Genomic DNA, 20,018 nt, shown 5'->3' with positions numbered 1-20,018 from the left:
CGTAAAACCAGCGAAAACCGCAGATTTTCCTCCTAACGAAACGGATAGGATTTTCCTGTGTTTTTAAGGGAATTTTCCAAAATTTGCCGGCGCCCGTTAAGTAAATAAGGAGTTTACAGGCGCAAGTTCCGGCAAAACGAGCGCCTGTTAAGACCCTGTTAACCCTGTCATATTCTGCGCATCTTTCTGCCAGCGCGGCACCGCAGCAGGCCCCATTCCAGCCTCACAGCTCACCGACATTGGAGATGTGGGAACATGGAGTGAAAGTTATGAAACGACTACTGGGAATAGCCGCCGCTTTAGCCATCGCAACCGTTTGCAGCGCCGGCAGCGCGGCCGCAGGAGGGAAGGGGACCGCAGTGCAGACGGTGCCGGGGTGGCAGGCGGTGGGCCGTCTGAACATTGGCGGCCGCGCGATGTGCACGGCGACGCTGATTGCGCCGGATCTGGTGGTGACAGCGGCCCATTGCATGTTTGATGTCCGCCATGGCCGCCAGGTTAACCCGCGCAGCATCCGGTTCGAGGCTGGCCTTAACGGCCGCCAGTCCAAGGCCGCCCGCAAGGTGGCCAAGGCAGTGATCCACCCCGGCTACCGTCACGGCCAGACCAGCCAGTTCCAGACCGGCACCGACATTGCCGTGCTGCGCCTGGACCGCGCGATCAGCGGCGATGTGGTCCGCCCGCTGTCGCTGGCCGCCGCGCCGCAAAAGGGAGCGCAGGTGGACGTCATGTCCTATTCGCACAGCAACGCCACCTCGCCCCGGCTGCAAAGCGCCTGCCAGGTGCTGTCGGCTCGCCAGAGCTCGGTCATTACCACCTGCCGGGTTGACTTCGGCGCCTCCGGCTCGCCGGTGCTGCAGACACGGCCTGGACGGCTGCCGCAGCTGGTGTCGGTGATCTCCTCCAAGGCGCGGATGAGCGGCCGCGGTGTGTCGCTGGCAGCGCCGCTGGGCCATGAACTGCAGGCGCTGATCCGCCAGGCGGGCTGACCCGCGCACAGATACTGTTGCCGCCGGCGCGCGGCATCAGAATGCGAAACAGCCCCGATTGGTTCCCCCGGGGCTGTTTCCATATCCGGCGTAAGCGCCGCACAGCAAAGCAAAAAGCCCCGGGGGATCCCGGGGCCTTTCTGTTTAAATCCGTGACGGCAGGGCGTCCGCGGGGGGTTAGCCCTGCAGCGACTTCACCTCGACATCCCCTTCGGCCTGGGCCTTGATCGCACGCGCAGCGGCGTTGGAACCGGCTGCGGTGGTGAAATAGGGGATCTTGTCATAGAGCGCGACGGAGCGCATTTCCTTGCTGTCTTCGACCGCTTGCGCGCCTTCGGTGGTGTTCATCAGCAGCTGGACGTCGCCGTCCTTCAGCATGTCGACCACGTGCGGGCGGCCCTCATAGACCTTGTTCACCAGATCACAGGCGACGCCCTGGCCTTCCAGCCAGCTTTGGGTGCCGCGGGTGGCAACCAGGGTGAAGCCCTGCTCGACCAGGATCTGCGCCGCTTCCAGCATCAGTTTGCCCTTGTCGGCGTCCTTGATCGAGATGAAGGCGCGGCCCGAGGACGGCAGCACCATGCCGGCGCCCATCTGCGCCTTCAGAAAGGCGCGGGCAAAGGAGCGGTCCCAGCCCATGACTTCACCGGTGGATCGCATTTCCGGGCCGAGGATGGTGTCAACGCCCGGGAAACGGGCAAAGGGCAGCACCGCTTCCTTGACCGAGAACCAGGGCATGTCCGGGTCCGCCAGGGTCATCGGGTCGGCCATCGGGGTGTTGACGTCATAGCCTGCGTCCGGCTGGTACGGCGCGCGCATCGGGAAGTTGGTCAGCGGCTCGCCGGCCATCACCCGGGCGGCGATGGAGGCAATGGCGCTGTCGGTTGCCTTGGCGACAAACGGCACAGTGCGCGAGGCACGCGGGTTCACCTCGATCAGGTAGATTTCATCGTCTTTGATCGCGAACTGCACGTTCATCAGGCCGACCACATTGAGCGCCAGCGCCAGGGCGTTGGTCTGGACCTTGATCTGCTCGATCATGTCCTTCTCGAGCGAGTAGGGGGGCAACGAGCAGGCAGAGTCGCCGGAGTGCACGCCGGCCTCCTCGATGTGCTGCATGATGCCGGTCACATGCACGTTCTTGCCGTCGCAGAGCGCGTCCACGTCCAGCTCCACCGCGCCGGCCAGGTAGCTGTCGAGCAGAACCGGGCTGTCGCCGGAAACCACCACCGCCTCGGCGATGTAGCGCTCCAGCTGGGCCATGTCGCGGACGATTTCCATCGCCCGGCCGCCCAGAACATAGGACGGGCGGATCACCAGCGGGAAGCCGATTTCACCTGCAATTTCCAGCGCCTGTTCGTCGGTGGAGGCGATGCCGTTCTTCGGCTGCTTCAGGCCCAGTTGGTTGACCAGCGCCTGGAAGCGCTCGCGGTCCTCGGCCAGGTCGATGGCGTCGGGGGAGGTGCCCAGGATCGGGATGCCCTCAGCCTCCAGCGCGTTGGCCAGTTTCAGCGGTGTCTGGCCGCCGAACTGCACGATGACGCCGTGCAGGGTGCCGTTGTCCTGCTCTACCCGCAGGATCTCCATCACATGCTCGAACGTCAGCGGTTCGAAATACAGCCGGTCCGAAGTGTCATAGTCGGTCGACACGGTTTCCGGGTTGCAGTTGATCATGATGGTTTCATAGCCCGCACCGGTCAGCGCAAAGCAGGCGTGGCAGCAGCAGTAGTCGAACTCGATGCCCTGGCCGATCCGGTTGGGGCCGCCGCCGAGAATCACGACTTTCTTCTTGTCCGACGGGCGCGCCTCGCATTCGACGTCGCCGAATGCCGGGGCCTCGTAGGTCGAGTACATGTAGGGGGTCTGCGCCTCGAACTCGGCGGCGCAGGTGTCAATCCGCTTGAACACAGCGTTGACGCCAGCGGCGCGGCGGGCCTTGCGGACGTCGGTTTCTTTCTGGCCGGTCAGCTTGGCGAGGCGGGCGTCGGTGAAGCCAAGCATCTTGAGCGCGCGCAGGCCGGCAGCATCCGACGGCAGGCCGTCGGTGCGGATTTCCGCTTCGGCCTCGACGATCTCGCGGATGCGGGCCAGGAACCAGGGGTCGAATTTGGTGACCGTCTGGATTTCGTCATCAGACAACCCGTGGCGCATCGCCTGGGCGATGGTGCGCATGCGGTCGGGGGTTTGCTGGCCGATGGCCTTGATCACCGCGGCCTTGTCGCCTGCCGGTTCCCACGGGCCTGCGCCGACGCCGTCTATAGCGACTTCATCAAAGCCGGTGAGGCCCGATTCCATCGAGGCCAGCGCCTTTTGCAGCGATTCATGGATGGTACGGCCGATGGCCATCGCCTCACCCACGGATTTCATCGCAGTGGTGAGGTAGGGCTCGGAGCCCGGGAATTTCTCGAAGGCGAATTTCGGGATTTTGGTGACGACATAGTCGATGGTCGGCTCAAACGACGCCGGGGTCACCTTGGTGATGTCGTTGTCCAGCTCATCCAGGGTGTAGCCCACCGCCAGCTTGGCAGCGATCTTGGCAATCGGGAAGCCGGTTGCCTTGGAGGCCAGCGCGGATGAACGCGAGACCCGCGGGTTCATCTCGATCACCACCATGCGGCCGTCGGCGGGGTTCACCGCCCACTGCACGTTGGAGCCGCCGGTCTCTACGCCGATCTCGCGCAGCACGTTGATCGAGTGGGTGCGCATGATCTGGTATTCTTTGTCGGTCAGCGTCAGCGCCGGGGCGACGGTGATCGAGTCGCCGGTGTGCACGCCCATCGGGTCGACGTTTTCGATGGAGCAGACGATGATCGCGTTGTCCGCCTTGTCGCGGACCACTTCCATCTCATACTCTTTCCAGCCCAGGAGGCTTTCGTCGACCAGGATCTGGTTCACCGGCGAGGCATCCATGCCGGAGCGGCAGAAGTGGATGTAGTCGTCGCGGTTATAAGCCACGCCGCCGCCGGTGCCGCCGAGGGTGAAGGCGGGGCGGATGATCGCGGGCAGGCCGATTTCATCGAGGGCTTCCAGCGCGATGCGGACGCCTTCGTCCAGGTCCGCGGTGCCGTTTTCACGCTTGGGCGCGGTGACGATGGTGGCCTTGGGGTTTTCGATGCCGAGGCGGTCCATCGCCTCACGGAACAGCTTGCGGTCTTCGGCCATCTCGATGGCGTCGCGCTTGGCGCCGATCATCTCAACGCCGAACTTTTCCAGGACGCCCATCTCTTCCAGCGCCAGCGAGGTGTTGAGGCCGGTCTGGCCGCCCATGGTCGGCAGCAGCGCGTCGGGGCGCTCTTTCTCGATGATTTTGGCGACAACCTCGGGGGTGATCGGCTCAATATAGGTGGCGTCGGCCAGGCCCGGGTCGGTCATGATGGTGGCCGGGTTGGAGTTCACCAGGATGACCCGGTAGCCCTCTTCGCGCAGCGCCTTGCAGGCCTGGGCGCCGGAGTAGTCAAACTCGCAGGCTTGCCCGATGACGATGGGGCCTGCCCCGATGATCATGATCGACTGGATGTCGGTTCTTTTGGGCATGGCAGGCTTCCTCTGGTTTTTCGCGCGGGCAGGCTTTGAATCACGGGCGCTGGCGTGCGCCCAAATTGTCCTGCGTTATAGGGACCGCGCCGAAAGGTTCAAGGGGTATCGGAAACGGAATTGGAAATGCCGCATCCACCCCTTTTGTTCGCATAGCGAACAGATATATGTGGGGGCAAGAAACTCGCGGAGATTTTTTCAGTGCGGATTCGCTTTGACCGGGGCCCCAAGGGGGCTGGCACATGCTTTGACCAGCCGCTGCGCATGATCCGCGCGGACGGGCCGGAAGAGGTGCCTGCCGCACTGGCTGCGCTGGATGCGGCGCGGGACGCCGGGCACTGGCTGGCGGGTTATGCGTCTTATGAGCTGGGCTATGCGCTGGAGGAGAAGCTGGCGTGCCGGATGCCCGAGGGACGTCGGCTGCCGCTGATCTGCTTTGGGGTTTATAAGGAGCCGCTGCTGCAAAACACCGAGAGCAACGCCCGGCCGCGGGGGAGCGATGCGGGTCTCGAGGGTATTACCCCTCGTTGGGGCCAGGAGCGTTACACCGAGGCCTTCGCCGAAGTGAAGCGCAATATCGGCAAGGGTGACATCTACCAGGCCAACCTGACCTTCCCGATTGATGCAGAGGCCTATGGCTCTTCCGAGGAGCTCTATGCGGCCTTGCAGGCGAAACAGGCAGTTGGCCACGGCGTTCTAGTCGAACAGGACGGGCTGCCGGACCTGTTGTCGCGCTCGCCGGAGCTGTTCTTCCGCACCGATGCGGAGGGCGTGATTGAGACCCGCCCGATGAAAGGCACTCAGCCGCGTAGCGACGATCCCGTCGAGGACGCCCGCCGCCGCGACTTCCTGCGCCAGGACGAGAAGAACCGCGCCGAGAACCTGATGATTGTCGACCTCTTGCGCAATGACATCAGCCGCGTGGCGCAGACCGGGTCCGTGCATGTGCCGGAGCTGTTTGCGGTGGAAAGCTACGCCACCGTGCATCAGATGGTGTCGCTGGTGCGGGCAAAATTGCGGCGTGATGCCGGGCTGGCAGAGATCTTTGCCGCTCTGTTCCCCTGCGGGTCCATCACCGGCGCGCCCAAGATCCGGTCGATGGAGATCCTGGCGGAGCTGGAGCCCTGGGCGCGCGACATCTATTGCGGCACCATTGGCTGGGCAGCGCCAGACGGGTCGTCCGAGTTCAACGTGGCGATCCGCACCCTGATGCTGGAGGACGGCCGCGCGACGCTCAATGTGGGTGGCGGCGTGGTTTGGGACAGCACCGCGGAATCGGAATATGAGGAAGCGCTATGGAAAGCCCGGTTCGCCCGCGTGACGCCGTCCAGAACGATCCCGCTTTCCGCCTGATCGAGACGCTGGGCTGGCATCCGGGGCAGGGGTTCCGGTATTTGCAGCCGCATCTGACCCGGATGGAGCGCAGCGCGGCGGCCTTTGGCATTCCCTTTGATCCTGATGAGGCTCAAGCGGTTCTGACAGAGGCTGCCGGCGATGCGCCGCTGCGCTGCCGCCTGACGCTGGATGCGGAGGGGCGATTGGCGCTGACCACGGCTCCTTTGGGAAACACCCCGTCTGAATGGCGCCTCGGCATTGCAGAGACCCGGGTGGAGGCCGGTGACTTCTGGCTGCAGCACAAGACCACCCGCCGCACGCTTTATGACACTGCGCGGGCCGCGCTGCCGGATGGCGTAGATGAGCTGCTGTTCCTCAATCAGCGCGGCGAGGTTTGCGAGGGGACCATCACTAATGTCTTTGTGACCTGTGCCGATGGCTGGATGGTGACGCCACGGCTTTCCTGCGGCCTGCTGCCGGGCATCCTGCGGCAAGTGCTTCTGGAGCGTGAAAAGTGCCAGGAGGCGGTTCTGGGTCTGCAGGACTTGAAGCGTGCGCAAGCCATCCACATGGGCAACTCGCTGCGCGGGCTGATCCCGGTGCGGCTGGTCTGACAGGCAGTGCTCCCGCGCACAACCGGCCCCCTGGCTGGCGCCAGCGGGCCGTTGACCTTGGGCCCGGCAGCGCACCTGACGGTGCGCTGCACGCCGCGCCGCAGGCGCGGCGCCTGGCCCAACGCTGAAGGTCCCGTCGCGGCAGCGGCGGGGCTGGAGGGGGCGGGAGATCCCCGATAGCGTCCGGAACCGCCGATTTCAGGTGTTCGTCCGCGCCGAAATGCCCCTGTTTGCTTGACAAGCGCGCTGCAACCTTGTGTACCACCCCGGACGAATTTAAGCGCCCGAATGCGCATTTCCCGAATGACGGTCCCCAAGGACCCGCGACCCGCATAACGAAAGGCCGAGCCATGCACGCCTACCGCAGCCACACCTGCGCCGAACTGAACAAATCCAACGTCGGTGAAACCGTCCGCCTGTCCGGCTGGGTTCACCGCGTCCGCGACCACGGCGGGTTGCTGTTCATCGACCTGCGCGACCACTACGGCGTGACCCAGGTGATGGCCGACCCGGACAGCCCGGTGTTTGCCGAGATCGAGAAGGTGCGCAGCGAATGGTGCATCCGGATCGACGGCAATGTCATGGCCCGCGACGAGAGCCTGGTGAACCCGAAAATCTCCACCGGTGAGATCGAAGTCTTCATCCGCGACATCGAAATCCTGGGCAAATCCGAGGAACTGCCGCTGATGGTGTTCGGCGAGCAGGAATACCCGGAGGAAACCCGCCTGCGCTACCGCTACCTGGATCTGCGCCGCGAGAAGATGCAGAAGAACATGGTGCTGCGCGCCAATATGATCCAGTCGATCCGCAAGCGCATGTGGGACATCGGCTTCAACGAATACCAGACCCCGATCATCACCGCGTCCAGCCCCGAGGGCGCGCGCGACTTCCTGGTGCCGTCGCGCCTGCATCCGGGCAAATTCTACGCGCTGCCGCAGGCGCCGCAGCAGTTCAAGCAGCTGATGATGGTCTCGGGCTTTGACAAGTATTTCCAGATCGCGCCCTGCTTCCGTGACGAGGACCCGCGCGCTGACCGGTCACCCGCGGACTTCTACCAGCTGGACATGGAAATGTCGTTTGTGACCCAGCAGGACGTCTTTGACACCATCGCGCCGGTGATGGCGGGCGTGTTCGAGGAATTCGGGCAGGGCCGCAAGGTGGACGCCGCCGCCGACTGGCCGCAGATCTCCTACAAGGATGCTGCCAAATGGTATGGCACCGACAAGCCGGACCTGCGCAACCCGATCAAGATGCAGGACTGCTCCGAGCATTTCCGCGGCTCCGGGTTCGCGATCTTTGCAAACCTGCTGGAAAACGAAGGCACCGAAATCCGCGCTATCCCGGCGCCGACCGGCGGCTCGCGCAAGTTCTGCGACCGGATGAACAAGTTTGCGCAAGGCGAAGGCCTGCCGGGCATGGGCTATATCTTCTGGCGCGACCAGGGCGAGGGGATCGAGGCCGCAGGCCCGCTGGCCAAGAACATCGGCCCCGAGCGCACCGAGGCGATCCGCCAGCAGTTGGGCCTGGGCGTCGGCGACGCGGCCTTCTTCCTGGGCGGCAAGCCGAAAGCGTTTGAAGGCGTCGCAGGCAAGGCCCGCACCGTGATCGGCGAGGAACTGGGCCTGATCGACAAGGACCGCTTTGCCTTTGCCTGGATCGTCGACTTCCCGATCTACGAGAAGGACGAGGAAACCGGCAAGATCGATTTCGAGCACAACCCGTTCTCGATGCCGCAGGGCGGCATGGACGCGCTGCTGAGCGATCCGCTGGCCGTGAAGGGTTACCAGTACGATCTCGCCTGCAACGGTTATGAGCTGGTGTCCGGCGCGATCCGGAACCACAAGCCGGAGATCATGTTCAAGGCCTTCGAAATTGCCGGTTACGGCGAAGACGAGGTGAAGAAGCGCTTTGGCGGTATGGTCAACGCCTTCCAGTACGGCGCCCCGCCGCACGGCGGCTGCGCGGCCGGCATCGACCGCATGGTGATGCTGCTGGCCGATGAGGCCAACATCCGCGAGGTCATCATGTTCCCGATGAACCAGCGCGCCGAGGACCTGATGATGTCGGCACCGTCGGAGCCGCTGAGCGAGCAGCTGATGGAGCTGGGGCTGCGGGTGATTCCGCAGGATCAGTAACTGCCGCGAGGATTTTGTTGAGGCCCGGGTATTTGCCCGGGCCTTTTCCTTTGCCGCCGGGGCGCAGCCGGAATTCTGCGAAAATTCCGGCCAGCAACACAGGTGTTTTCCTGGCCGTTTTCCGCGCCGGAAATCGGTTTTCCGATAAGTTATATGGCAAACCGCGGAAACTTGCGTATCACTTGAAATTCACCTGTGGGCGGGGACGGTGATGCTCTAACCTGCAGGTGTACTGACAGTCCGGGGGCAAGCAGGGCCATGCAATTCGACGGCTATTTGGCTGAAATCCGTTTTGGTGCAGGGCTGTCGCCGCTGCTGCCGCCGCCGGCGTCGGCCGCAGACATGCTGGAGCGGCTGCAGGAAACAGATGTCATTGCACAGCGGTTTCCGGTGAGCAGGTTTGAAGACGTCGCTGCCGGTGTCCAGGAATACCGCCAGCTGCGGCGTGCGCGCAAAGAGCAGCAGGATGCAGCCGGGGCCGAGGCGGCTCAGCAAGCGTTCAAAAGCTACCGCCGCTCCCAGAACCGCCTGCGTTTCGAATGGCATGGCCAGCGGCTGCTGCGCATGGTCCATTCCAGGGATGGCTTTCGGGAGAGACTGGCCCTGTTCTGGGCTGACCATTTCACCGCGCAGGGCAAGACCGGCGCCTGGCGGCATCTGGCTGCTCCTTATGCCGAGAGTGTGATCCGTCCTCATGTGGTGGGCCGGTTCGAGGACATGCTGATTGCCGCGGCTACCAGCCCGCTGATGCTGCAATACTTGGATCAGAGCCGCTCCTCCGGCCCCGGCAGCCGCGCAGCAGCGCGGCGCAAGCGGCTGAACGGGCTGAACGAAAACCTGGCCCGCGAGGTGCTGGAACTGCACACACTGGGAGTGGACGGGCCCTACAGCCAGGCAGATGTGCGGCAGCTGGCGGAACTGTTCACGGGGCTGAGCATCTCGAAAGAGGCAAGCTTCGTGTTCCGGCCGGGAATGACTGAGCCGGGGTCCGAAGCCGTTCTGGGGGGGACCTATGGCGGCGGCAAACCAAAGCTGGAACAGGTGCTGGAGGTCTTGCGCGACCTGGCGCGCCATCCCGCCACCGCGCGCCATCTCGCGCGGAAACTGGCGGTGCATTTTGTGTCTGACACGCCGGAGACGGCGCTGGTTGATCATATGGCTGCCCGCTACCTGGAATCGGATGGGGCCCTGCTGGCGGTTTACGAGGCGCTGCTGGAGCATCCGCAGGCCTGGGCTCCCGAACTGAAAAACGTGAAACCGCCGTTTGATTTTGTTGCCTCTGCCTGCCGGGCACTGGCCGTGCCTGCAGCCCGAATTGAGACATTCAAGCCCGGGCAGAAGAACCGCCTGCTGCTCGCGCCGCTGACGCCGATGGGGCAGCGATGGGAGTTTTCCAGCGGCCCGGACGGCTGGCCGGAGGCAGACACCGCCTGGATCACCCCGCAGGCGCTGGCCGCCCGGCTGCGCTGGGCGATGGCAGCGCCGCGGCGGCTGCTGCAAGAGCTGCCGGATCCGCGGGACTTTGCGCAGAACGCCTTGGGCGGATACGCCAATGAGAGGGTCCGCTTTGCTGCCCGAGCGGCAGAAACCCAAGCCGAGGGGATCGGCTTGATCCTCTCTTCTCCCGCGTTCCAGCGCCGCTGACAGGAGGATTTGCAGATGCAGATGACCCGACGTTCGCTTCTGGCCCGTTCCGCCGCCCTGGGCTGCTCGCTGGCGGCCAGCCCGCTGCTGACCCCGGTCACCTTTGCCGCTGCGCCCTGGGACACACGGCTGGTGGTGGTCATCCTGCGCGGCGGCATGGATGCGCTGGATGTGGTGCAGCCCTATGGCGACCCGGACTATGCCGGGTTGCGGCAGAGCTTGGCAGGCGGCCCGGCGGCGGGGGCTGCGGACCTGGACGGGTTCTACGCTTTGCACCCGGCGCTGGCACCGCTGCTGCCGCTGTGGCGTGCTGGCCAGCTGGGCTTTGTGCAGGCGGTCTCAACCCCCTACCGCGACCGGCGCAGCCATTTTGACGGCCAGGACCTGCTGGAGGCCGGTACCGCCGGGCCGGGCGAAGCGGAGGGGGGCTGGCTGAACCGGCTGTTGCAGCAGTTGCCGGGGGTGGAGGCGCGCACCGCCTTTGCCATCGGTCAGGAGCGGATGCTGCTGATGGAAGGCGGCGCGCCGGTCTCGCAATGGGCGCCGGGGGCCGGATTGGCGATGAGCCCGCAGGCGGAGCGGCTGGCCGGCCTCTTGATGGAGGAGGACCCGTTGTTCCGTGCGGCCCTGAATGAGGCGCTGGAGTTGACCCGTCAGGATCTTTCACTGGACTTGGGTCAGGAGGATGGCAGCAGCGATGAGGGCGAGGATATGATGATGTCCATGATGACCGCGCCGAAGGGCAAGGCGCATCAGGAAGTTGCCGCCTATGCAGCGCAGCAGCTGCGCGGCGAGACCCGGATTGCGGCGTTCTCGATCAACGGCTGGGATACCCATCAGCGGCAGGCCAATGGCTTGAAAAATGCGCTAGGGCGGCTGTCCGAGGCAATTCTGACCCTGCAAAGCGGCTTGGGGCCGCAAGCCTGGGGGAAGACGGCGGTTGTGGCTGTCAGCGAGTTCGGACGCACCGTGCGGGAAAACGGCACCGGCGGCACCGACCATGGCACCGGCGGCGCGATGCTGCTGGCGGGCGGCGCCATCCGCGGCGGCCGGGTGCTGGGGCGCTGGCCGGGATTGGCGGAGACGGATCTCTATGACCGCCGCGATCTGATGCCGACCGCGGATGTGCGCGGCCAGCTGGCCTGGCTGCTGCACGGGCTGACCGGTGCTGGCAGGAGCGGTTTGCAGGCCAATGTTTTCCCCGGTCTGGACATGGGCGCAGACCCGGGCCTGCTGCTGTAGCAGTTAAAGTTCCTGACAGGGGGTTGTGCTCCCGCCGGTCCGGGCCCAAGGCCGCCAAGCGGCCCGGCGCAAGCCGGGAGGCTGCGGGCGCGGGAGAACTGCGGATGCGAGTGATTTGGGGGAGCGCGGGAGTTGGGCCGGCGGTTACGGCGCCGCGGAGTGGCGGGTGCAGGCAGAAACCGGTGACAGATGTGCAGGCCGCGGGGCGTTTCCCGGCGGCTGCCGGAAAGAGCTGGACCTGCGGAGCGCCCGCTGGCGCCTAGCGCTTGCCGGTCTGCAGGATCAGGGTGCGGTCATGGGCCTTGCTGCTGCGGTTGCGGCGGATGGCGCGGGCCTCCAGCCGGACCTGGCCGTAAAGGACGATGATCAGCGTGGCGAGGGCGATAAGGCAGGCTTCGGCCATGTCAGATCGCCGCGCGGCGCTGCAGCCGCTCCTGCACCAGGCCGGCCAGCGTGGCGGCGTCCTGTGACAGCGGCTTGCCCTTCTGCCGTGACCGCGCCAAGCGGTCGGCGGCATCGGCCAGCGGCCTGTCGCCGGCACTGCGGGCAACGCCGCCCACGAACTGCGCCAGATAGGCCAGGGTCTTTTCCTCCTGCCCCATGTTCAGCACGTCGGCGGCATGGGCCATGTCATCGCGGAAGGCGATCAGGTCCGGTTGCACCGTTTCGTCGTCCAGCAGGCGCGGGCCGGAAGGCTGGCGGTCTGCGGGCATGCTGGACAGCACCGCCTGCTGGAAGGCCGCCAGCGAGGTGATCGGCTTTTCCAGGAAACCTGCAGCGCCAGCCTCAATCGCGGCCTCTGCCAGGCTGGGGTCGCCGGAGGTGGCAAGGATCACGCTGGGGCGCGGGCTGGCATCCTCCAGTTCGCGGATCAGGTCTAGGCCGGAGCCGTCCGGCAGCCCAACATCGGCGATCAGCACCGACGGGCGGTAGACCTGCAGATGGCGGCGGGCGGATTTCAGGCAATCGGCGCGCCGGATCCGTGCGCCGCTGCGCAGGCACAGAAGGCGCAGCGCCTCACAAGCAAAGCGGCTGTCCTCGACCACCAGGATGGTCAGCCCCAGAAGCGGGCGCCGGGTGGTGGGCAGGCGCTGGGCGGCAGCAAACAGTTCCGAATCGTCCATAACGTATCCTCCTTGCGGGATATGTTCTGACGCTAGGGATTCGAGGCTAATTACTCGTTAACGCAGCGCGCGCCGGTGCCCGCAGGCCTCTGCCGTGCGGATTGGCGCACTTGCCGCGGCGCAGCAATGGCCCCATAACCGCAGCGGAGGAATGTTTGTGAGAGGAGCACAACTGAGATGATCGGCCGCTTGAACCATGTTGCCATTGCTGTCCCCGACCTGGAGGCCGCCTCGGCGCAATACCGTAACGCGCTGGGCGCCAAGGTGGGCGACCCGCAGGATGAGCCGGATCACGGCGTCACCGTGGTGTTCATCGAACTGCCCAACACCAAGATCGAGCTGTTGTATCCGCTGGGAGAGAACTCCCCCATCAACGGCTTTCTGGAAAAGAACCCGGCCGGCGGCATCCACCATGTCTGTTACGAGGTCGAGGATATCCTGGCGGCCCGCGACCACCTGCAGGCCGAAGGCGCGCGGGTGCTGGGCTCTGGCGAGCCGAAGATCGGCGCCCATGGCAAGCCGGTTCTGTTCCTGCATCCCAAGGATTTCAACGGCTGCCTGGTGGAACTCGAAGAAGTTTGACGCTATGAGCACCCTGTCCCGGCTGCGGGGCAGGGCAATTCCGGGAGATCAGGGAAATGGGCATTACATCCGCAATCGTGCTTTATGCGGTGATCTGGTTCATGACCTTCCTGGTGATCATCCCAATCCGGCTGGAGACCCAGGGCGACAAGGGTGAAGTGGTGCCCGGCACCCATGCAGGCGCCCCGGAAAAGCACTTCCTGAAGCAGAAGGCCTGGATCACCACCGGCGTCGCCGCAGTGCTGTGGGCTGTCATCTGCGCGATCATCATCTCCGGCGTGATCTCTGTGCATGATTTCGACTGGATGGGGATGATGCCGGAACAGCAGTGATCCGGTTCCGCATCTGACTACCAAGACAACAGGATCTCCCGCCTGGCCCGGGAGGCATTGATATGCCTCACGGCCGGTTGGGCATGGCGCCGCGCTGGCGCGCGGCGCGGTTGCGGCCAGCCCGGCGGGCTGGAGCGGGCCGGGGTAACAAAATCAGATGAATGGATTTTCTGCTGAGAAGCGCTTGAGGGGCAGGGCTGCCCCTCAAGGCGCTATCGCAAGTGTATTGCGGCCTCCACCGCGTCAAGGCGGAACCGCGCGTGCGCGCGGCGGCTGGCGCCGGCCTTGACCCGGCTGCGGCCGGGGTGGGCAGCGCTGGCCTAGCGGCGGGCCAGCGCGTGGTAGATGTGGGTGAAGGTGGCGGCGCCCAGGATCGGGATCACCAGGTTCACCAGCGGCACCGACAGCGGCACGGCCATCAGCGTGCCAGCGGCCCAGATGGTGGTGGAATGGCGGCGGCGCAACTTCTTGGCCTCAGCAGTGCCGACCCGGCGGGCGGCGGCGAGGGTGAAATATTCCCGGCCCAGCAGGAAGCCATTGAGGCCCCAGAAGATGAACAGCGCCGCGGGCGGGAACATCACATAGAGGAACAGCGCCAGGATATTGGCCCCGATCAGCAGGCCGAGGAAGTTCACCGTGTCCTTGACCGCGTCCCAGAACGGCACCTTGGCCGCCGGGGGAAGGGCGGGATAGTGCTTGTCCTCCACCGCCTGAGCAACTTCCTCCAGGAACATCGAGGTGATGGCGGAGGCCACCGGCACCATCAGGAAGACCGACAGGAACAGCATGAAGAACAGCGAGCCGAACGACAGGAGGTCGTCGAGCCAGGTGACTTCGCCCAGGACCGGCAGCGTGGCCTCAGGGCCGACCAGCCATTGGATCAGCATCAGGAAGCCCGCGTAGGCCGCGATCAGCAAGGCAATGGTCAGCCCCAGCCCCAGAAACAGCACCTTTCGGAAGCGCGGGTCGCCGGTCTGGCCGAGGGTCTTGAAAAAGGCGGTGAAGATCATGCGCTCATCCAGGTTGTGATGGCCTCAAGGTCCGGGCGCGGGCGCTCCGGCGGGGCGGAGCTTTCGGTGGCGATGTGGATGATGCCGGCGATGCGCTCGTTCTCTGCGAGGCCAAAGGCGGCTTCGCAGAAGCCCCTGTCATGGCTGGCCCAGCCGGTCAGCCAGTTGGCACCCCAGCCGGCAGCCAGCGCCGCATTCAGCAGCGCCAGGCAAACGGCGCCGGCGGAGTAGGTCTGCTCGATGGCTGGGATCTTGGGGCTGTCCTTTTGCACCTCGATCACTACCACGGCCAGCTGTCCCTGGTCGAACTGGCTGCGGCCCTTGGCGGTATCCTCCGGGCTTTTGCCAAGGCGCTGGCCGCATTCCTCTGTCAGCTCCGCTAGCCGCGCCATCGCGGGCTGCTCTACCACGACAAAGCGCCAGGGCTCCAGCTTGCCATGATCGGGGGAACGGGCGGCGGCGGTCAGGATCGGCAGCAGCTCTTCGCGCGAAGGTGCTGGCGCTACCAGCGTCTTGGCCGGGCGGGAGCGGCGCGACAGCAGAAAATCAAGGGCTGCGTCATTGCGTGCAGGCATATGTGAAACCTTTTTACATCTGTTGCTGCCTATCTCGGCAGCTGGGGGTGTTTTTTCAAGAGCCAACGGGCCTTGCGAACCATCTGTGCCGGAAATGCAGCAGGCGGCGGGGCTTGGGTTTCGCTGTGTGGGTGATAGCTGCGGGAGGGCGGCAAAGTCTATGGCTTTTGCCGCCGGCACAGGGCATGTGTTGCTGCATGGGGAAGCCAAGAAAGAAAGACCTGCCGGATCTGAGCCATATGTGCGTTACGGGTGCAGAGATAGCATTGCGCGCGACGCCCAAGGCGGCGCGCAATGCCATCGTGCAGGCAGAGGGCACACTGAAGGTCTCTGTCACCGCGGCGCCGGAAAACGGCAAGGCAACCGAAGCCATCCGCAGCCTGCTGGCCGCGGCGATGGGCACCGCGGCGTCGAACCTGGAATTGCGCCGCGGCGCAACTTCCCGGGACAAGGTGTTCGTCTACACCGGGCCAGGCTGAGGATCAGAGCCTGAGCGTTAGTCTTCGCCCACCAGCCGGTAGACCCCTTCTGGCAGGTCAAGGGCGGCGGCCAGGTCCCGCACCATCAGGTGCGAGAGGGTGATTTTCTGCACGCTGTCGGTGCGCGGGTCGTATTGCTCGACCGTCACGCATTCGGCAAAGGAATTGATGGTTACATCCTCGTTGAGCGGAGTGTTGTTCTCGTCAACAAGGGTGATGACCGTCGAGTCGAATTCATGTTCGATGGTAAACATGCCCCCAGCCTGCACTGCGCGCGACCTGCTGGCAAGGCCTTGCAATTGCTGGCGATCATTCCAATGTAACGGCGAACTTCCGCCGCCGGGCAATTGCCATCCCCGGGGCTTGCGCGATAATGTGCGGACGACTGTCAAAAGGATGTGCCATGCGCCGTTTTCTGTGTTTGATTGCCCTGACTGCCAGCGCCTGCAACATGGTGGTGGAACCGGGGCCCCAACCTGTCGGGACCGCGCCGCAGCAGCCGGTGCAGGGGCTGGCGCCGGGTGAGGCCAGCAGTGCCTTTGCCGCTGTCACCCGCCGGGTGGAGCCGGTGGCAGAACGCGAATGCCGCAGCCGCACTCAGGGCTTGAACTGCGATTTCCTGATCCGCATCGATCCGAACCCGAACGCCGCCCCCAACGCCTACCAGAGCCTCGACCGCAACGGCCGCCCGGTGATCACCTTCACCCGGCGGATGCTGGGGCAGATTGCCAATCATGACGAGCTGGCCTTTGTGATGTCGCATGAGGCAGCCCACCACATCCGCGGCCACCTGGCGCGGCAGGCGCAGAACTCTGCGCTGGTCAGCGTCGGCGCCGGGCTGATCACCGCGCTGGCGGGGGGCGGGTCTGCCAGCGTGTCAACCGCGCAGGATATCGGCGGCTTTGTCGGCGCCCGCACCTATTCCAAGGATTTTGAGCTGGAGGCGGATGAGCTGGGCACCATCATCACCCACAAGTCCGGCTACCGGCCCAGCGTCGGCGTGCGCTTCTTCAACCGCTTGCCGGATCCGGGCGACCGGTTCCTCGGCACCCACCCGGCCAACCCGGACCGGGTGCGGGTGGTGCAGGCGACAATCGACCGCAACAACCTGAACTGACCGTGGCTGCCAGGGATACCTCCGCCCCCGCGCTGGAAAAGCTCGGCGTGGTGCTGACGGACCGCGGCTCGAAATACGCGGTCACCGGCGCACGGGTCACCTCGCGGGAGGAGGTGGATGCGGTTCTGGCGGAGCTGAAGTCTGATCGCGCCTATGCCAAGGCCACCCACAACACCTGGGCTGCGATGCTGCCCGCAGGCGGGCTCAAGGCCGATGACGGCGAAAGCGGCGCCGGCATGGTGATCCTGCGGATGCTGGAGCGCGAGGGCATCAGCGATCATGTGATCATCGTTACCCGCTGGTACGGCGGCAAGAAGCTGGGCGGCGACCGTTTCCGCCGGGTGCAGGACGCGGTACGCGCCTATCTGGACCACCGGAGCAGTTAGCCCAGCGTGAAAATTCCCGCCGGTTGACCTGAGTCAAATCCGCACCCGCCGCCTGCCGCTAAGCTGCCCCGGCAATGCATGATTACGGGGTATGCGCGATGACCGCCGAAGCTGACCTGAAAACCCACGCCGAACTGTTTGACCGGATGGCCTGCTCCGTCGGGCTGGACTTGGAGGAAGAGGCCGTTTCCGGCACCCTGCGTTTTGACGAGATTGCCGAGGCGGTGCTGCGCTGCACCCGCTGCGGCGGCGTCGGCGCCTGCCGCAAATGGCTGGCAGAGGGCCAGCGCCCGGGCGCTGATGCCCCGGATTTCTGCCGCAACCGCGACCTGCTCGGCTATCTGAACGAAAGCCACGCGTAACAGGAGCTGATGCCATGCAGCCGCTGGGCGATCCCCTTTACCATCTGCGCCTGATGGCCCGGATGGGCCAGGCCACGGGCGTTGACCTGTCCGCCGCCTTTGCCTCCGGCGCCATCAGCCACGAGGACTGGGCGGCGATGATCACCCGCTGCCGCGGATGCGATGCGCCCGCGCAGTGCGAGGCCTTTCTGGATGCCAATACCCGCGCCGGTGCGCCGATGCCCGGCTGCCGCAATGCGGACCAGCTGATGCAGCTGAAGGGCCGCGGCGCATGAAGGACATGGCAGCGGAGGCAGAGGGCCTCGGCAATATCTTCCGCCACCTGTGGCTGCTGCGCGCCGTGTCAGAGGCCGCAGGCGTCGACCTGGACGCGGCGGTGAAGGCAGGCCGCCTCAGCGGTCTGGATTATGCCCGCATGGTCACCAGTTGCCGCAGCGCCGGCTGCAGCAAGTCCTGCGCCCTATGGCTGTCTGCCCGCCGAGATGACGCGCCCGCGGTGCCGGAGTTCTGCCCCAGCGCCGGTGTCTTCAAGCGGCTGATGCCCGGTCCCTGACCCTAAAGCTTGGAATGGCTGCCGTCGCAGAGCGGCTTCTTGCCCGAGTGCTTGCAGCCGCAGAAGAACACTTTGCCGTCCTTCTCCGCCTTATACTTCACCGGCTCGAAATCCGTGCCCTTGTGCGAGCCATCGCAGAACGGCTGCCGATTGGACTTGCCGCAGGCGCACCAGAAATAGGTCTTTCCCTCCGTCACCTCGACGGGGAAGGGGGCTTTCTGGGCGATTTCCGGAGTGTCTGACATGGCTGGGTGCTCTCCCTGGATGGTTGTAAATGCAGCCTAACAATAGTTTGTTCTGACGTGGAGAAAACACTTGATGTTTCAGGCTAAAGTTGTCACGTCGTGTGGGGATATAGCCTTTACGAAGAAACCAATTTTCCGGGAGACCACCCTATGTCTGACGTTATTTTGAAGGATCTTAATTTTGGTGAGATAGATGCAAAGAATGAACTTCTAAAAGATGCTCGCTTGAAGACGAGCTATTTCGCCGACAGCTTTCTGAAAGTTGATAATGTAGACTTTCAAAGTTTTGAAGTTGGAGTTCAGTTCTTTGTGATCGGTTTGAAGGGGACAGGGAAAACTGCTGTTTTGCGATATTTTCACGAGATGCAGCGGCAAAAAGGAAACTTTAGTGAAGTCGTACTGTTTAAGTCAAACGTGACGGAGGACGACCGGCAAACGCTTTCAAATGCTTCCGGTTATCAAATCGTTGATACCGATGGTGAGCACAGCTTCCACCAAGATTTCAAGGAGCCATGGAAGTGGTATATTTACAAGAGGATGACTGCTGCGCTGTTGAAGTCCGGGGCTGCTGGAGCGGAGATTGAATCTCTTTCGAAGTTGACAAATCAAACGTCTGGACGCGTAGGCTCTCTATCTAAACTTTTTTCATCGATTAAAAATGGATGCTTGAACGTTTCTGGGGAGGTTCTGGGGGTTTCCGTAGAGTTGGGAATAACAGCAGAAACTTCTTCTGAAGAGATTCGCGTAAATATCAGTGACCTAAATCGTGCTTGTGAGGATCTGATATCAGAAATTAATTTTCCCTGCTCTGTTTACCTTCTGTTTGATGAATTGGAACTCTACCACGAAAGTGACGACAAGTTTGATCGGGACAGGCGGATTCTTCGTGATTTGATTTCCGCTATAACGTCCGTGAACGCCAAAATGGCAGAGTTTGAAAAGCCATGCGTCACATGTGCCGCTCTGAGGACTGAGGTTATTAACTCTGTTATGGAGATGGGGCATGAAATAAATAGGGATATCGATGACTACGGTGTAGTGCTGACTTGGGACATTGGCAAAGAGCGAGCTGATCATCCTCTTTTGAACTTAATTTACAAGAAAATTGCAAAATCTTGCGGTGTAGATGAATGTGATGTCCGTAAGAAATTTTTCCCTGAAAAAATTAACAATCAGGAGTTTTTTGCCTTTATCTTGAGGGCGTCATACTTTCGGCCTAGAGATATTGTGAGGCTGCTAAAAGTGGCCCGAGAGTATGACTCAAAGGCAAACTCCTTCTCTTCCGCGCATTTTGATGAGACGTCAACGGAGTATTCAAAGCAAACTTGGATAGAGATCACCGAAGAACTGCAGGCTGTCTACTCTCCGGCGGAAATTAAGGCTATCGAGAAATTGTTCCTAGGCTTCAAGGCGAGGTTTTTGAAGAGCGAGCTTGAAGATAGGGTTTTGAAGCGACATAGGAACGACAGGCCGGTTCAAGAGCTCGTTGAAAAATATTCTCTTTCTAAGATACTCACCGATTTGTATCGCATTGGCGTTGTGGGGAATGACTTTGTCGTTCGAATGAGATCAGGAAAGCCGCAGTACAGAACTAGATTCGTTTTTAGGGGAAATACGGCTCTCAATGATGCAGAGAGAATGATGATCCACAAATCATTGTGGAAGCACCTGACATTGATTGACGAAAGAGGTGCGGGATGAGTGGTATTTTCTGCTCTAATGAGGTGGGCTTTAGGCCCCCTCATATCCTTTGATCGGGA

At 63.3% G+C, this 20,018-nt stretch carries 22 protein-coding genes; 15 read left to right on the top strand and 7 right to left on the bottom strand.

From position 1 onward, the window contains the following. Window positions 1–269 precede the first annotated feature (269 nt). On the top strand, window positions 270–989 hold the full coding sequence (locus GC1_RS08935; RefSeq protein ID WP_019296049.1) for a trypsin-like serine peptidase: 720 nt from the start codon (window positions 270–272) through the stop codon (window positions 987–989). Between the two features lie 177 nt (window positions 990–1,166). On the opposite strand, the gene carB is transcribed toward GC1_RS08935, so the two are convergent. After that, entirely contained in the window at window positions 1,167–4,523 is a 3,357-nt protein-coding gene (carB, locus tag GC1_RS08930; protein ID WP_019296050.1) for a carbamoyl-phosphate synthase large subunit, read from the bottom strand. Between the two features lie 201 nt (window positions 4,524–4,724). Between carB and GC1_RS08925 the strand changes: the two genes are divergently transcribed. The 5 genes from GC1_RS08925 to GC1_RS08905 all read left to right on the top strand — a co-directional run bounded on the left by GC1_RS08925 (window position 4,725) and on the right by GC1_RS08905 (window position 11,493). Beyond that, on the top strand, window positions 4,725–5,876 hold the full coding sequence (locus GC1_RS08925; protein ID WP_019296051.1) for an aminodeoxychorismate synthase component I: 1,152 nt from the start codon (window positions 4,725–4,727) through the stop codon (window positions 5,874–5,876). Next, window positions 5,819–6,472, top strand: coding sequence for an aminotransferase class IV family protein (locus tag GC1_RS08920; RefSeq protein WP_029204813.1), 654 nt, complete (start codon window positions 5,819–5,821; stop codon window positions 6,470–6,472). The genes GC1_RS08925 and GC1_RS08920 overlap by 58 nt, the downstream gene beginning before the upstream one ends. A 350-nt stretch (window positions 6,473–6,822) precedes the next feature. Then, window positions 6,823–8,607, top strand: coding sequence for an aspartate--tRNA ligase (gene aspS, locus GC1_RS08915; RefSeq protein WP_019296053.1), 1,785 nt, complete (start codon window positions 6,823–6,825; stop codon window positions 8,605–8,607). A 258-nt stretch (window positions 8,608–8,865) separates the two neighbouring features. Further along, window positions 8,866–10,251 carry a DUF1800 domain-containing protein gene (locus GC1_RS08910; RefSeq protein WP_019296054.1) on the top strand — a complete coding sequence of 462 codons (1,386 nt, stop codon included), beginning with the start codon at window positions 8,866–8,868 and terminating at the stop codon, window positions 10,249–10,251. 15 nt (window positions 10,252–10,266) lie between these two features. Next, window positions 10,267–11,493, top strand: a complete 1,227-nt coding sequence (locus tag GC1_RS08905) for a DUF1501 domain-containing protein (protein WP_019296055.1) — start codon at window positions 10,267–10,269, stop codon at window positions 11,491–11,493. A 259-nt stretch (window positions 11,494–11,752) separates the two neighbouring features. On the opposite strand, the gene GC1_RS22685 is transcribed toward GC1_RS08905, so the two are convergent. Together GC1_RS22685 and GC1_RS08900 are read right to left on the bottom strand one after the other, a co-directional pair. Beyond that, window positions 11,753–11,896 (bottom strand): hypothetical protein, encoded by a 144-nt coding sequence (locus GC1_RS22685; protein ID WP_019296056.1) that lies wholly within the window; start codon window positions 11,894–11,896, stop codon window positions 11,753–11,755. A gap of 1 nt (window position 11,897) precedes the next feature. Beyond that, window positions 11,898–12,617: a response regulator gene (locus GC1_RS08900; protein WP_019296057.1), complete on the bottom strand. Its 720-nt coding sequence runs from the start codon at window positions 12,615–12,617 to the stop codon at window positions 11,898–11,900. A gap of 177 nt (window positions 12,618–12,794) precedes the next feature. Here GC1_RS08900 and mce point away from each other — a divergent pair, with 177 nt between their 5' ends. Both mce and GC1_RS08890 read left to right on the top strand, forming a co-directional pair. Continuing rightward, window positions 12,795–13,199: a methylmalonyl-CoA epimerase gene (gene mce / locus GC1_RS08895; RefSeq protein WP_019296058.1), complete on the top strand. Its 405-nt coding sequence runs from the start codon at window positions 12,795–12,797 to the stop codon at window positions 13,197–13,199. Between the two features lie 56 nt (window positions 13,200–13,255). Continuing rightward, window positions 13,256–13,531 (top strand): DUF1467 family protein, encoded by a 276-nt coding sequence (locus tag GC1_RS08890; protein ID WP_019296059.1) that lies wholly within the window; start codon window positions 13,256–13,258, stop codon window positions 13,529–13,531. 320 nt (window positions 13,532–13,851) lie between these two features. Here GC1_RS08890 and GC1_RS08885 read toward each other — a convergent pair whose 3' ends face one another. Next, complete coding sequence (locus tag GC1_RS08885) at window positions 13,852–14,541, bottom strand: EI24 domain-containing protein (RefSeq protein WP_019296060.1); 690 nt, start codon at window positions 14,539–14,541, stop codon at window positions 13,852–13,854. Then, window positions 14,538–15,116 (bottom strand): nitroreductase family protein, encoded by a 579-nt coding sequence (locus tag GC1_RS08880; RefSeq protein WP_019296061.1) that lies wholly within the window; start codon window positions 15,114–15,116, stop codon window positions 14,538–14,540. Before GC1_RS08880 ends, GC1_RS08885 begins: the two co-directional genes overlap by 4 nt. Window positions 15,117–15,313: 197 nt before the next feature. On the opposite strand from GC1_RS08880, the gene GC1_RS08875 reads away from it, so the two are divergent. Continuing rightward, window positions 15,314–15,595, top strand: a complete 282-nt coding sequence (locus tag GC1_RS08875) for a DUF167 domain-containing protein (protein ID WP_019296062.1) — start codon at window positions 15,314–15,316, stop codon at window positions 15,593–15,595. Window positions 15,596–15,612: 17 nt separating this feature from the next. On the opposite strand, the gene GC1_RS08870 is transcribed toward GC1_RS08875, so the two are convergent. Next, window positions 15,613–15,849 carry a hypothetical protein gene (locus GC1_RS08870; protein WP_019296063.1) on the bottom strand — a complete coding sequence of 79 codons (237 nt, stop codon included), beginning with the start codon at window positions 15,847–15,849 and terminating at the stop codon, window positions 15,613–15,615. 149 nt (window positions 15,850–15,998) lie between these two features. Here GC1_RS08870 and GC1_RS08865 point away from each other — a divergent pair, with 149 nt between their 5' ends. From GC1_RS08865 to GC1_RS08845, 5 genes are all read left to right on the top strand, one after another. After that, window positions 15,999–16,712 (top strand): M48 family metalloprotease, encoded by a 714-nt coding sequence (locus GC1_RS08865; RefSeq protein ID WP_019296064.1) that lies wholly within the window; start codon window positions 15,999–16,001, stop codon window positions 16,710–16,712. Window positions 16,713–16,714: 2 nt separating this feature from the next. Further along, on the top strand, window positions 16,715–17,098 hold the full coding sequence (locus tag GC1_RS08860; protein WP_019296065.1) for a YigZ family protein: 384 nt from the start codon (window positions 16,715–16,717) through the stop codon (window positions 17,096–17,098). Window positions 17,099–17,196: 98 nt separating this feature from the next. After that, window positions 17,197–17,460, top strand: coding sequence for a DUF6455 family protein (locus GC1_RS08855; protein ID WP_019296066.1), 264 nt, complete (start codon window positions 17,197–17,199; stop codon window positions 17,458–17,460). Window positions 17,461–17,474: 14 nt separating this feature from the next. Continuing rightward, window positions 17,475–17,735 carry a DUF6455 family protein gene (locus tag GC1_RS08850; RefSeq protein ID WP_019296067.1) on the top strand — a complete coding sequence of 87 codons (261 nt, stop codon included), beginning with the start codon at window positions 17,475–17,477 and terminating at the stop codon, window positions 17,733–17,735. Then, window positions 17,732–18,013: a DUF6455 family protein gene (locus tag GC1_RS08845; protein ID WP_019296068.1), complete on the top strand. Its 282-nt coding sequence runs from the start codon at window positions 17,732–17,734 to the stop codon at window positions 18,011–18,013. Before GC1_RS08850 ends, GC1_RS08845 begins: the two co-directional genes overlap by 4 nt. A 2-nt stretch (window positions 18,014–18,015) precedes the next feature. Here GC1_RS08845 and GC1_RS08840 read toward each other — a convergent pair whose 3' ends face one another. Beyond that, window positions 18,016–18,258: a CDGSH iron-sulfur domain-containing protein gene (locus GC1_RS08840; RefSeq protein WP_019296069.1), complete on the bottom strand. Its 243-nt coding sequence runs from the start codon at window positions 18,256–18,258 to the stop codon at window positions 18,016–18,018. Between the two features lie 150 nt (window positions 18,259–18,408). On the opposite strand from GC1_RS08840, the gene GC1_RS08835 reads away from it, so the two are divergent. Next, window positions 18,409–19,959: a P-loop ATPase, Sll1717 family gene (locus GC1_RS08835; protein ID WP_019296070.1), complete on the top strand. Its 1,551-nt coding sequence runs from the start codon at window positions 18,409–18,411 to the stop codon at window positions 19,957–19,959. Window positions 19,960–20,018 lie beyond the last annotated feature (59 nt).

Origin of the sequence: Leisingera sp. ANG1 (assembly GCF_000203975.2) — a bacterium.
Lineage (GTDB): Bacteria > Pseudomonadota > Alphaproteobacteria > Rhodobacterales > Rhodobacteraceae > Leisingera.
This window is presented reverse-complemented; position numbering and strand designations above follow the sequence as displayed.

What these genes read in the sequence shown, in the direction of transcription:
- GC1_RS08935 (WP_019296049.1), top strand. Translation starts at nt 270, where the DNA reads ATGAAACGACTACTGGGAATAGCCGCCGCTTTAGCCATCGCAACCGTT.
- carB (WP_019296050.1), bottom strand. Translation starts at nt 4,523, where the DNA reads ATGCCCAAAAGAACCGACATCCAGTCGATCATGATCATCGGGGCAGGC.
- GC1_RS08920 (WP_029204813.1), top strand. Translation starts at nt 5,819, where the DNA reads ATGGAAAGCCCGGTTCGCCCGCGTGACGCCGTCCAGAACGATCCCGCT.
- aspS (WP_019296053.1), top strand. Translation starts at nt 6,823, where the DNA reads ATGCACGCCTACCGCAGCCACACCTGCGCCGAACTGAACAAATCCAAC.
- GC1_RS08910 (WP_019296054.1), top strand. Translation starts at nt 8,866, where the DNA reads ATGCAATTCGACGGCTATTTGGCTGAAATCCGTTTTGGTGCAGGGCTG.
- GC1_RS08905 (WP_019296055.1), top strand. Translation starts at nt 10,267, where the DNA reads ATGCAGATGACCCGACGTTCGCTTCTGGCCCGTTCCGCCGCCCTGGGC.
- GC1_RS22685 (WP_019296056.1), bottom strand. Translation starts at nt 11,896, where the DNA reads ATGGCCGAAGCCTGCCTTATCGCCCTCGCCACGCTGATCATCGTCCTT.
- GC1_RS08900 (WP_019296057.1), bottom strand. Translation starts at nt 12,617, where the DNA reads ATGGACGATTCGGAACTGTTTGCTGCCGCCCAGCGCCTGCCCACCACC.
- mce (WP_019296058.1), top strand. Translation starts at nt 12,795, where the DNA reads ATGATCGGCCGCTTGAACCATGTTGCCATTGCTGTCCCCGACCTGGAG.
- GC1_RS08890 (WP_019296059.1), top strand. Translation starts at nt 13,256, where the DNA reads ATGGGCATTACATCCGCAATCGTGCTTTATGCGGTGATCTGGTTCATG.
- GC1_RS08885 (WP_019296060.1), bottom strand. Translation starts at nt 14,541, where the DNA reads ATGATCTTCACCGCCTTTTTCAAGACCCTCGGCCAGACCGGCGACCCG.
- GC1_RS08880 (WP_019296061.1), bottom strand. Translation starts at nt 15,116, where the DNA reads ATGCCTGCACGCAATGACGCAGCCCTTGATTTTCTGCTGTCGCGCCGC.
- GC1_RS08875 (WP_019296062.1), top strand. Translation starts at nt 15,314, where the DNA reads ATGGGGAAGCCAAGAAAGAAAGACCTGCCGGATCTGAGCCATATGTGC.
- GC1_RS08870 (WP_019296063.1), bottom strand. Translation starts at nt 15,849, where the DNA reads ATGTTTACCATCGAACATGAATTCGACTCGACGGTCATCACCCTTGTT.
- GC1_RS08865 (WP_019296064.1), top strand. Translation starts at nt 15,999, where the DNA reads ATGCGCCGTTTTCTGTGTTTGATTGCCCTGACTGCCAGCGCCTGCAAC.
- GC1_RS08855 (WP_019296066.1), top strand. Translation starts at nt 17,197, where the DNA reads ATGACCGCCGAAGCTGACCTGAAAACCCACGCCGAACTGTTTGACCGG.
- GC1_RS08850 (WP_019296067.1), top strand. Translation starts at nt 17,475, where the DNA reads ATGCAGCCGCTGGGCGATCCCCTTTACCATCTGCGCCTGATGGCCCGG.
- GC1_RS08845 (WP_019296068.1), top strand. Translation starts at nt 17,732, where the DNA reads ATGAAGGACATGGCAGCGGAGGCAGAGGGCCTCGGCAATATCTTCCGC.
- GC1_RS08840 (WP_019296069.1), bottom strand. Translation starts at nt 18,258, where the DNA reads ATGTCAGACACTCCGGAAATCGCCCAGAAAGCCCCCTTCCCCGTCGAG.
- GC1_RS08835 (WP_019296070.1), top strand. Translation starts at nt 18,409, where the DNA reads ATGTCTGACGTTATTTTGAAGGATCTTAATTTTGGTGAGATAGATGCA.